This is a genomic window from Lachnoanaerobaculum sp. Marseille-Q4761, assembly GCF_017565785.1.
Lineage (GTDB): Bacteria > Bacillota > Clostridia > Lachnospirales > Lachnospiraceae > Lachnoanaerobaculum.
Genome location: NZ_JAGEKB010000001.1, coordinates 321,253 through 333,154 on the forward strand (window position 1 = coordinate 321,253; position 11,902 = coordinate 333,154).

The 11,902-nt window shown below is 37.3% G+C and carries 12 protein-coding genes; all 12 read right to left on the minus strand.

Annotated features, from left to right (window positions below; translation table 11 throughout):
- Positions 1–119: 119 nt before the first annotated feature.
- Entirely contained in the window at positions 120–1,586 is a 1,467-nt protein-coding gene (locus tag J4O15_RS01520) for an RNA-binding domain-containing protein (RefSeq protein WP_004832506.1), read from the minus strand.
- Positions 1,587–1,670: 84 nt separating this feature from the next.
- Complete coding sequence (locus J4O15_RS01525) at positions 1,671–3,377, minus strand: DNA topoisomerase 3 (protein WP_208099426.1); 1,707 nt, start codon at positions 3,375–3,377, stop codon at positions 1,671–1,673.
- 96 nt (positions 3,378–3,473) lie between these two features.
- The gene (locus J4O15_RS01530; RefSeq protein ID WP_061748916.1) at positions 3,474–4,340 is read right to left on the minus strand and encodes a CD1107 family mobile element protein; all 867 of its coding nucleotides are present in this window, start codon (positions 4,338–4,340) and stop codon (positions 3,474–3,476) included.
- Entirely contained in the window at positions 4,318–4,554 is a 237-nt protein-coding gene (locus tag J4O15_RS01535) for a hypothetical protein (protein ID WP_061748915.1), read from the minus strand. The genes J4O15_RS01530 and J4O15_RS01535 overlap by 23 nt, the downstream gene beginning before the upstream one ends.
- 17 nt (positions 4,555–4,571) lie before the next feature.
- Positions 4,572–6,824, minus strand: a complete 2,253-nt coding sequence (locus tag J4O15_RS01540; RefSeq protein ID WP_243761985.1) for a C40 family peptidase — start codon at positions 6,822–6,824, stop codon at positions 4,572–4,574.
- A gap of 84 nt (positions 6,825–6,908) precedes the next feature.
- On the minus strand, positions 6,909–9,338 hold the full coding sequence (locus tag J4O15_RS01545) for a VirB4-like conjugal transfer ATPase, CD1110 family (RefSeq protein WP_208099428.1): 2,430 nt from the start codon (positions 9,336–9,338) through the stop codon (positions 6,909–6,911).
- Positions 9,250–9,639, minus strand: coding sequence for a PrgI family protein (locus tag J4O15_RS01550; protein WP_208099429.1), 390 nt, complete (start codon positions 9,637–9,639; stop codon positions 9,250–9,252). The genes J4O15_RS01545 and J4O15_RS01550 overlap by 89 nt, the downstream gene beginning before the upstream one ends.
- 3 nt (positions 9,640–9,642) lie before the next feature.
- Positions 9,643–9,906 (minus strand): hypothetical protein, encoded by a 264-nt coding sequence (locus tag J4O15_RS01555; protein WP_036741967.1) that lies wholly within the window; start codon positions 9,904–9,906, stop codon positions 9,643–9,645.
- A 19-nt stretch (positions 9,907–9,925) separates the two neighbouring features.
- Positions 9,926–10,789: a VirB6/TrbL-like conjugal transfer protein, CD1112 family gene (locus J4O15_RS01560; protein WP_061748910.1), complete on the minus strand. Its 864-nt coding sequence runs from the start codon at positions 10,787–10,789 to the stop codon at positions 9,926–9,928.
- A gap of 19 nt (positions 10,790–10,808) precedes the next feature.
- A complete protein-coding gene (locus J4O15_RS01565) occupies positions 10,809–11,024 on the minus strand; it encodes a Maff2 family mobile element protein (protein ID WP_000394207.1) in 216 nt (71 codons plus the stop codon).
- A 1-nt stretch (position 11,025) separates the two neighbouring features.
- Positions 11,026–11,337, minus strand: coding sequence for a hypothetical protein (locus tag J4O15_RS01570; RefSeq protein ID WP_061748909.1), 312 nt, complete (start codon positions 11,335–11,337; stop codon positions 11,026–11,028).
- A 188-nt stretch (positions 11,338–11,525) separates the two neighbouring features.
- A complete protein-coding gene (locus tag J4O15_RS01575) occupies positions 11,526–11,873 on the minus strand; it encodes a hypothetical protein (protein ID WP_243761922.1) in 348 nt (115 codons plus the stop codon).
- Positions 11,874–11,902 lie beyond the last annotated feature (29 nt).

Genomic DNA, 11,902 nt, shown 5'->3' on the forward strand with positions numbered 1-11,902 from the left:
CTGCAACTTACTGCAACTTAATTTTTCTGTTTTGACTTACTAAAAATCCTTATTTTACTGGGTTTTATCTCCCATTCATACTGCATAAATCACGATTTTGCAACTTACTGCAACTTAAATCAAGCCCAAAAAGGAATATACTTCATATATCTCGGAGCTGTATTTTCATCAACTGGCTTAATAAGTTTGGCTTCTAATGTATCTTTAATTATCCTCGATGCTTTATATTTATCTTTATCACTTATATCAAATAATTCTCTGAGCGAATTATTCGTTATGCTCTCTCCATTGACATAGACAAAGCAAGCCTGCATATAACAAGTTCTTATTCTATCTTCTTTACTAATCAAGTCAAAAGGAGCTTTCAAATAGAGAGTTACTTTTGTGAATTTATCACTTTGATTTTCGATTTTAGGAGCAAGCATAGAATTCTTACTTGTCGCATATACTATCTTATCAAAACCACTTCCTCTTTCTTCACAAATCCCACATTTGTGCATAAATCCTGCAAGATTTTCATTTCTTGAAATCGGAACTGTATCAACAATGCGGTCTATCGAAACCAATGGCGAACCTGCATTTGAAAATTCTATCCTATCTTTGAATAACTCAACCATAGGACTTGTCCCTTTTTGTTCAATAGCTTGATGAATCATGATATTGGCAATTAACTCACGAATTGCTATCTCCGGATAACCCAACTTAGTTTTTCTTATAGAGTCTTCAATTATCTCTTCCTGTGGAATGACAGTCAAAACATAATCTACAATTTCCTCATATGAAATAGCATAACCTTCACTAAATACTTTTTCCCGTATCGTGTCAAGTCTATTGTTCTCTTTATACCAAATTACTCTTATAGATTTATGAGCTAAACTCTCAAAATTCTTTAAATCTTTTGAAATAAGTAATGCTCCTAAATTAGTAATATCATAGCTTCCGGAATCATTTCTTTTTATAAACTTTTCATTAGTAAAATCATCCAATATTTTATTGTTATTTTGTGGTAATGCAAACCCCATCTTTTCATAATATCCCGCTACATTCAGTACATCTAACACCTCATGAAACGAAATATTATCTTTTGCATTTCTTAATTCAAACGGAGTTGTATCAAAAGCTGCCCATAGAGATCTCTCTTTATCAGGATATTCTTTCAACTTCTTCTTATTTGTTCCAATTCTAATATACTCTTCACCTGAAAACTTAATTGGCTGCTTTTCTGCACATGGAATTTCGAGTAATACTACATTTTTATCCTCAATTTCTGTTTTATAAAATCTGAAGTCTATTCTTGGATTTGTCATTCGAGATAACCATGCTTCAAGTTCTTCCGAACCTTTTTTACTCTCCCTATAATCAAATGTAGTTCCTACAATTTTATGTGTATTATCATCAATACCCCAGAGTAAATATGCTTTAGGTCTTCCCCATAAAGTTGCAGAATTGCCCAAAGCAGAAATATACTCACCTATCATCTGAGGTTCATCGTTATTATGCTTAAATTCAACCCATTCTGTTTCACTTGGCAAAGAAATCAACTCTCTGATTAAATTTTTTATATAATCTTGATTTTTTATTGCCATCTTAATTCTCCTAACAATTACAAATAAATTGCTTATATTATAGCATTTTTAGAGGATTTTTTCCACTCTGAAATTAGTTGCCTCTTACTTTGCGTATATCAGAACAGCCTCTTTTAGCTCATTTTCAATCGCTTCTAAAAATTCTTCCTTTGAAGATTTTCCCTGAGCAATATCCGATAATTCCATTTCCCATTTTGCTGTTGTTTCTGCTGATTTAAAGGTATCGGATACTATTGTTACAAGGCTAATCCCTTTATGCGTGGCTACAAGATTTTTCTTATCCCTTTCTACAAAGCCCTTAAAGATTAGATTTTCAATAATTCCTGCCCTTGTTGCAGGTGTGCCAAGACCTTTTCTTTCCACTTCTACACCTTTTTCAAGTGCGTCATTTCCTGCGATCTCCATAGACTTTAGAAGCGTATCTTCAGTAAAGTGCTTGGGAGGTTGGGTAAATTTTTCTTTAATCTCTTTATTTTCAATGCTTAAAACATCATCAACACTTACATTAGGAAGCTCTGTGTCCTCATTCTTCTTAGACTTGTATTCTTTAAGGTATTTGCTAAAGCCTTCATCCTTAATTACCTTACCTGAACTTGTAAATTCAAAACCGTCAAATTCAGCTATAATCTTTGTTGTGCTTTCCACTAATGGATAACCTACACTTGCGTGAAGCTTATTAGAAATAAGCCTATATACCTTTGCTTCACTCTCAGGAATGCCCGATAAAGCTTCACTCAGTGAGCTTACTGTCGGAATAATAGCGTGATGATCTGTAACCTTTTTAGAATCAAATACTACCCTAATACGCTCTGTATCAAAGTCATTTTTACCCAAAATGTTATTGACCGTACTTACAATCATATCCTCTGTTAAACATCTGCTGTCTGTTCTTGGATAGGTGATGAGCTTTTTCTCATAAAGGCTTTGGGCATAATCAAGTGTCTGCTTGGCACTATATCCAAAATACTTATTGCACTCTCTTTGAAGTGTCGTAAGGTCAAATGGTAAATCAGGCTTTGTAATTTTCTCTTTTTGGATAACATCAGTGATTTCAATCTTATCGCCAACTAAATTGATTAGCTGTTCAGCAGCAACCTCATCATCAATTCGCTCAGTCGAAAGTATAAAGCCGTTCATAGATAGCTCCACTGTGTAGTATTTATCTTTCTTAAAATTAGTTATCTCGTAATCTCTTTTTACAATCATGGCAAGAGTCGGTGTCTGAACTCTGCCAACACTATAATTTTGCTTATACAAGCAGGAATAAAGCCTGCTGATATTCATTCCGACAAGCCAGTCGGCGATTGCTCTTGCTTGAGCCGATTCAAAGAGATTGTCATAGTCTTTTCCGTCTTTTAGATTATCAAAGCCTTCTTTAATTGCAGAATCTTCCATTGATGAAATCCAAAGCCTTTTCATCTTCTTTTTGCAGTTTGCTTGAAGATATACAAGTCTGAAGATTGCTTCTCCCTCCCGTCCTGCATCACAGGCATTGATAACTGTATCAATCTCCTTATCATTCATCAGCTTTTTCAGGGTGTTAAACTGCTTTTTTGTCGCCTTTGCCACATCATACTGATATTCACTTGGAATAATCGGCAAGTCGTCAATATTCCATTTTGCATACTTTTCATCATAAGAATCGGGATTTGCCATTTGTATTAAATGTCCCACGCACCAGCTTACCCTGTATCCGTTTCCCTCATAATATCCATCTTTTTTATTCTTTGCCCCAATCACTTTGGCTATTGATAGGGCAACACTCGGTTTTTCTGCTATCACAAGTTCCATATCGTTTTTCCTCCTTGTTTTCAGTAAAATAGGGCGAAAGTTGTGATTCTTCCGCCCTGTGTTATGTTCTGAATATTATATGTTTTTCGTGAAGAATTATTCTTCTAATTCATCTTCACTGTCATCTGTTTCATCTTCCGTCTCCTGATTTTCAACTTCTTCATTTTCCGTTTCTTCACTACCTTCCGCTTCCGAGAAAAAATCATCATCTTCCTCAAAGGCTTCCAGTTCCTTATCTTCTTTCTTTTTTGCCACCTTAAAATAATATCCTGCTCCCAATGCCCCCAAAGTTACAAGAGCAAGCAGGATATATGTTCCAGTGCTGTTTTTTTCTTCCTTTTTTTCAGGCTTTGCTTCTTCTTTCGGTTCGTCCTTTATGAGTTCTTCCTTGACCACTTCTTTCGGTTTTTCCTTGATTTCTACCATATTAAGCAAATCATCTTCCGAAACTTCGGTAAGAAGCATAACATTTTCTCCCTGTTCATCATGATTGATGATGAGGTGAAAGGTCTTTCCGTTCTTGGTCTGAAAGGTAATAAACTGTCTGGCATCCGCAGAATATTTATCCGTTTCTTTGTTATCACTACTATCTCCATGATGAATGGGATACTCCTGATTGGCATTATTTACATTCTCCGTAACACTTGCCCTTGATTTGGTAGGCTCGGTCGGAAGCCCTTTATTGGTATTGGTTGTTTCTCCGTTTGAAGCCATTTTTTGCTTTAAATTCTCCGGCTCTTTTGCAGTCAATTTGTTGGGATAACGCACTTCTTTTTCTTCTTCCTTTTTAATAACTGTAATTTCCGGTTTTTTCGGTTCTTCTTTTAGTGTTTCCTGTGCTGCTTCTTTTTCATCAATCTGTGCATAGGCTACCGATGGGTAAGCTGCCATAATGACCGTAACAGCAAGAAGTAACGCTGTCATTAACCTTGTAAATACCTTATTTTTCATAACTGTTCTCATGATTTTTCTCCTTTTTTATTTCCGTTTGTTCCTCTTTAACCTTTGCCATTAAATCTGTAATTGTGATATTGTTTTTTCTGCATATGGCAATAATCTCCTCATTTTCAAGTTCTTCTTCACGAATCAATAAAGGCTCCAATTCTTCATCAATCAGAGCCTTTTTATCCTTTAACTTTTGAATTTTGTTTTTCACTGCTGTAAGTTCTTTTTTCACATTTTACCGTCCTTTCTTTACTTAACTCTGCCGAAGCCATAGAAATGCTCCCTCCAGTAAGGTGTATTGATACTGACAAAGCGAATCGGATCTCCTGCATGAATCATCATTCCGTTTCCTGCATAAATGCCGACATGAGAAATAGGGGAGCCGCTGTCGTAGGTATTCTTAAAGAAGATAATATCTCCCGCCTTTGCTTCCGATGGTGATACGGAATTGCAGTAAGTTTTGTAAATTCCCCAAGCGGTTGTTCGTGGCATATTTTTTACTCCCGAGTGGGTAAAGCTCCAGCACACAAAGGACGAACAGTCGAAGTTATTCGGCCCGTTCGCCCCAAAAACATATCTCTTTCCGATATGCTTTTCCGCTTCGTTAAACAGTGCCTTCACCGTTATATCGTCAAAGGCAATTCCCGGATTTGAAAAGTCGGGATTGTCTACAATCTCCGATAAATTTCCGTTTCCGCTTCCAAAGACAGTTTCCATATTTCCTTTAGAGGCAAGCAAGGCTTCATAGTGAAGAACATTATCGGGATACTCTGCAAAGATTTCTCTTACAACACTGTCCATTTCTCTTTTTTTCAGAGTTACTATGAGCTTCTTATACTCATAAGCTTCTTCATGACTTTCGGTATGCTCATTGCCATCTTCATCGGTATATGTTTCCGTAACTGTCCTGTATCGGATTTCAATTTCTTCCCGATAAGATAAATCATACATCTTTGTAAAAAGGTCATGGATGATACTTTGAACTTCCTTTGAATCCTTAATTTCTCCACATCTTGAAGTGATATAGGATAAAAGCTCATGGGTGTTATGTCCGATTTCTCCCTCTTTTTCTATGAGATATTCATCATAGCCGGGATAATTGGACTCTACGGAACTGATTTCATCTTGCAGACCTTCTTCCAATCCCGAAAACTGTTGATTGATTTCACTTAGTACATTTTGGTCTGAAAGATAGGTTGTAGTTAATACGCCGCTTGTAGAATTTATCATTCCGGTCATGGAGGTGCCTGCAAATTGAATGATAAAAGTCCCCAAAATAATAAGACCTATGACAATCATCATAAGTCCCTTTGCTTTTCGTATCAGCATTTCTTTTGAGCTTTTCAGTGTTCCGATCAGACTTTCTTTGATACGATCTCTAAGCCTTGATTTATTTCGTTTTCCAATAGCGGATTTCATCTGCTTTTTCTTTTGAAACTTCTTAAAGGCATTTGCTTGCTTATATTCCTTTGTTTTCTTTAATTCCTCTTTGGCTTCCCGAAACTCCAACTTGGATTTACGCTTTCGTATCTTGTAATCTTTTTTGCTTAGGTTATAGCTTTTTTTAGCCTTTTTCTTATCGGCATAGTTTTTTATCCCATGAAGTAATTTTGAATTGCCGTCTGCAATCTTTTCTCCTGTTTCCACACCCTGATTTTCATCACTGCCATGGGATAAGTAATCCCTTACCGCTTCACTTCCTTTTGCTAAGCCTGACAGAACGGATACCTTCGCAGGTTTTTTCTTTTCTCTGTCCTGAATCATCTCTTTGGAAGACTTTTTCCCTTCCGTCTTATCGTCTGCGGTATTATCTTCCTTTTTCCTTGTATAGAGCTTATCCGAGTAGTTTTTTCGTTTATACCGCTTCTTTTGAGCATTGTGATTTCGAGAGGAGTTTTCTGTTTCTTTGGTATGAAGATTATCTTCCACATCATAAGTCGATTCAAAATAGTCGCTGTCCTTAAAGTCATTGTCATACCTGTCGATGATCCCATCATTATCAAGGTCTTTTCCTAAAGGATCGTAGACTTCTTCATTTTGACTATACTTTCCTTCCGTTCTTAACTCTTTTCTGACCTTTTCAGCCATTTTTCTTTTCTTTAAAAGCTCGGCTTTTTGTTCTTCAAAGAAATTTTCATTTGACCTTTGAGGAAAGATATTCTCTTTTTTTACGCTTTTTGGTACAGAAATTCTCTCACCAACTGTTGTTTCATCATTTGTAGCTGTTGTTTCATCGTTCGTAAAGGAAGTAGAAGCACTGTTTTCATCGCCGGATACAAGAGGGGATTTATTATCTTCTTTTGAGGTATCTGTTTCCTTGTCTTTTACAACATTTTTAGGTTGTTTTACCTTTCTTTTAGGACTTCCTTGCTGAATTTCATTCTCGAAATTTCTTTTGCTTTCCTTTTCGTGGATCTTGTCCTGAAACCTGTCTTTCTCGTGGATAATCTTTCCTCTGTAATCATCGCCATGCTTTAATTTGCCGACTTCATCCGCATCCATATATTCTTTCCCTAACAGTTTTGCTTCCTCTTTGATTTTTTGCCTTTCCTTAAAATCTCGCTTTAATTTCTTTTCCACAAGCTATCACCTCACTTCTTCGGGTTTCGTTGTCATCTTCTGATAGAGAATGGTATCTTTTGGAAACTTATCAATAAAGGGAACAATGGTATTCCCAAAGAATAACAGTCCTTCTCCCGCATTGGAATTGGTAACATATTTAAGCTGCGGTTTGGAGATTTTCAGTTTTCTTGCCAAGATTTCCCGATCTCCTGACGCTTGATTGAGCATAAGTACGAAATCGGTGTTATCAAAGATATTTTCTATCTCCTTACTCATCAGTAAGTCTTTGACATTCTGCGTAATGCCGGTCGGAATTCCTCCCCATTTTCTGAAACGCTTCCATATTTCTACGGAGTAAGAGGCGGTCTGTTCTTCTTTTAGAAGTAAGTGAAATTCGTCGATGTAATACCTTGTTGCCTTGTTTCCTCTGTTTTGGGATACCTTATTCCAAACCTGATCCTGAATCACAAGCATACCTATTTTTTTAAGTTGCGATCCCAATTCCTTAATATCGAAACAAAGGAGCTGTTTATTTAAGTCCACATTGGACTGATGGTTAAAGACATTAAGAGAACCTGTTACATAAATCTCCATCTCCGTTGCCAGTTTTTTCCCGACCTTTTCTTCCTGATTTTTTAACATATCGTATAGGTCTTGTAAGATAGGCATGTTTTTCGGTTCAGGTTCGTTAAAATAATTTTCATAGATTTTCGGTAAGCACCTGTCTATAACCGACTTTTCTTCTGCCGTCAGTCCGCTTCCTCCAACGACAAGTTCAAGCATAGACATAATGAAGTTTGCCTTGTCTTTTAACGGTGCATCTCCATCGCCGTAGTTCATATTGATGTCAAGGGGATTGAGGTAATCCTTTGATTTACTGCTGACCTTAATGACCTCTCCGTTAAACTGACGCACAAGGTTGCCATATTCGCCCTCCGGATCGCAGATGATGACATCATCGTCCGTTACCAAAATGGCATTTGCCATCTCACGCTTTGCCGAGAACGACTTACCACTTCCGGGTGTTCCTAAGATTAACCCATTGGGATTCTTTAATTTCTTTCGATCCGCCATAATCAGGTTATGACTTAAAGCATTTAGTCCATAGTATAAGCTATTACTTGAATTGATGAAAAGCTCCTCTGTGGTAAACGGTATAAAGACGGCTGTTGATGAGGAAGTTAAGCCTCTGTTAATCTCCAGCTTATTCACGCCAAGAGGAAGTACGCTTATAAGTCCTTGCTCCTGTGCATGGTCAAGTCTTTTTATCTTGCAATTATGCTTATTGGCAATGGAGCTGATTTGTGCAATGGCATTTTCCAGTTTCTGTACTGTCCTTGCGAAGTTCATAAAGACAATGGTTACGACAAACATACGCTCATCTCTTGTCTGCAAGTCTTTTAAAAGGCTTTTTACATCTTCCCCATAGGTGATTAAGTCTGACGGTAAGATGTCCATATCATAACCCGCTCTTACCGCCTTTTTATTTTCCTCAATTCGCATCTTATCAATATCGGTATTTTTCCTTTTTACCATCTTAATGGCTTCGCTCTGTTCTATCGCCCTGATATGAAACGAGATATTGATGTTATCATCAATATCCAAAAACTCGGCAAGCATTCGATCTGAAAGTTCACTGGCAAGGATTTGAAAATGGCTTGTCGCTCCGATAAACTTCCCGAACTTAAAGTATCTGCTCGGTGTAAAGTTGAATTCATCAGGTGTAATATATGTCTTTGTGCTTTCTCTTTTCTTTAGGTCTTTGTAGGAAAACTCAAAGGTCTTGCCCGGATTTAATACATCGTGAAGTATCTTGAGCCTTTCTTCTCCGTTTAGGCTTTCTGCACGCACGCCCATACTTTTTAGGGAAGATAAGATGTCAATCTCCAGTCTTTCCAATTTTGAGATTGCCTGCTCCATATTGTCCGCTTCGACGGTAAAAGTAATGTACTTTGATTTTCTAAGCCCGTTATTTCCCTTTACAATCTGATTTTTTAGCATTTCTCGAAACTCAAGGCGTATCTCGTCAAAACCGTCTTTTTTATCCGGTATCTGAATTGCCGACTGCATTTCTTCGTTTCTTCCAAGCTGATTGATATAGGAAAGTTCAATCCCGACACTCGGATCAAAGGAATTTAAGAAGTTGGCAAACTGATTAAAAATCAAATCTCGATCTTCCTCTAAGGCAAGCTGATAGTTAATATCATCAAAGACAATGCTCTTACTGAAATGCCTTTCATCACTCTGGCATATCCCGCTTTTCAACATTCTAAGATAGGGAAGGGTATCTTCTACGGTATGGCGTTTCGTCTCTTTCTTAAAGATAAGGCTTAAAAATCCGCCTTTCTCTTTTTTTATCTTTGTTTTATCTTGCTTTAATTCCTGTTTTCTTGCTTTTAACGCCTTTTTGTTTTGCGTGAGCTTTAGCTGCTGAATTTTTCTTTTGCTGTTCAAGGTAAACCTCCTTTCTCACACGCTTTTGCGGTTGGTAAAACTTGTGTAAATAGATATACTTAAAATACTTTTCAAAGGTCAGTCCGTCTTTTTCAAACAGTGTAATGAAAAAAATGGGAAGTGTGGACACGATGAGAAATAGAATTGCTATATCATTTGCTACAAACTTTCTCATAAATAAATAGACCGGTATTCCTACCAGTCCTGCGAAAGTAAAGCCGATTAGCTGTCTTTTGGTTAAGTTAAAAGCGACCTTCGTTTTTACTTTCTTTAAGTCTTTCGGGATCGGTACATACGCCATAGCTTACCTCCCATCTTCTTTTTCCTTTGACAGCTCCTCCATGTGTTCATATACGGAGCCGATTTCTTCCTGAATACTGGCAAGCTGTTCCTCTGTGCTTTGATTGATTCTTCCCTGCATCAGACAAAAATCATTATGACAATGTCCGATTCTTGTGATTCTTTCGCTCAATTCTTTCATTTTCTTATGTTTTTTTATGCTATCCATCACAAAGGCAATGCCTGTTACAAGAAGGGCTGCTTTCCATATTGTTTTTCTTTTCTTCATACTATCTTTCCTTTCTTTTTTAGTGTGCGTTTAATACACTTTTTGCCAGTGTTCCGCTTTTTAACATCATCAGTCCCAGCAAAATTGCATACCCAAGTATCGTAAAGGTACTGGTATGAATGTCTGTAATCTGTATTGTCTTAACTAATACTGCGTAAATTCCAAGGCAAACCATTAAAAAGAGTCCTTGCAATCCAAGAGCAAACAGTCCTTTGATATAGTTTGTTCCGATCTGTCCCCATTCTTTGTTTCCCATTGTCGCAAAAGGTATGGCTGAAACCGATGAGTAAACATAGATTTCAAACATTCTTCCATACACAACGAGCATGATGACAATGGAGATTCCCTGTATGGCAACCTTGATCAGTGAGGTTTCAAAGAGAATCATAATGAGTTCTCCAAGTCCCTTATCTTTTAAAGCTTCTACCATCTGAACAATTTGATCTCCAGAAACAACAGCAGAGGTGTTAATCACCCCCGCCGCTTTGTTTACCATACTTTGTGCCACATCAAAGACTGCCATCGAAAATTCAAAGGCATGGGATACTAACCATACGGCAATCCACATCTTGATGATGTATTTGAAAAAGTCAAAGGTGTCCGTATCGTGCATATTGTTCTTTTGCATGACCATATTGATGAGCTCAATACAAAGGACTGCCGTTATGATTAGTCCTGCTATTGGAATAATGACGGAGTCGTTAATACTTTTGATAAAGTTAAATACTTCTCCGTTCCATCCCATCGGTGTCTGTCCTACATCTGCTGCCACTTTCCCAACCTGATTGTTAATGTCAAGAAACATAGACTCTAAGTTTGCTTGGATACCGCCCAGTAGAAGCTCCTTGAAAAATTCTTCTATCTTGTCGAATATCCCAAACATTTCATCGCTCCTTTTCTTCTTACTTTAGTACATTTGCAAGAAGCGGAATGAGTTTTAAGCCGATAAGGACGATACCGCCTCCTGCCATAAGCTGCTTTACGCCTTGGCTCTTTGCGCCGGGGTTGTCGTTCCCGTAACCTTCCATCAGGTTGATCACACCCCATGCTCCAAGTCCTGCTCCTACCGCCATTACCAATACTTTCAGTACATCTACTGCCTGTGTAAAAAATTCCATTTTATTCTTCCTCCTTATTTTCTTTCTTCTCAATTTTGTTGTATGACTTCACTACAAAGTTTTTGTAAGTCTTACCGTCTTTTTCACGCTCTTTGAAATATCCAAAGATATGAATGAGATCGCCTTTTTCAAAGTCTTTTGCTGTTTCTACCTTCTCACCGTAAGCGGCACAGTTGATATATTCCTTGCCTTTCCCGTACTTCTTTACAAGTGCAAAATTAACGACTTCTACCGTTTCTCCGTCTTTTTCAAAACTTGAGAAAGTAGGCTCTGCAACCAAGTTGGCATTGATGTTCATCATTTCCTGCTTCATATTTTTAATTTCTCCTTTTCTTTTCAATTAAAAAAAGCGACTGAAAGTTTTATTTTCCAATCGCTCCATAACACTGCTGTTCAGTTTTTGCCTGTTTCATTCTGTTTTATTAAGTAGGACTTCTGATCCTGTTCATTTTACCTCCTGATTTTCTGAGCATGAAAAAAGCAGCAAATCTATTTTTAGACTTACTGCTTATCATCACTGTTATTTACTTGTTTTTCTTCTTTCATCTTTTCTATCTTCTTCGTGTCTACAAAGTGAGTGGCATACCATTTTTCAATATCTTCCGAACCGCTCTTACTAAATCGTAGTTTGATAACCGGATTTTTCCCTTGCCCGTTCTTTTTCTTAAACGCCCATTTCTTATATACACAAGGGGAGAGCTTCAAATTTCCTTTCTTTGCATATACCCTCATTTCATGCAGTATTGTAGACAATTTTTTAAGATTGACCTTGCATACTTTTTCCAAATACAAAACTTTTCCATTTCTCCAAAGTTCATAGTCGGTCTTTGAAAGTATTTCCAAATCCATCAAGACATCCACCGCCGTAGCATAGCCTT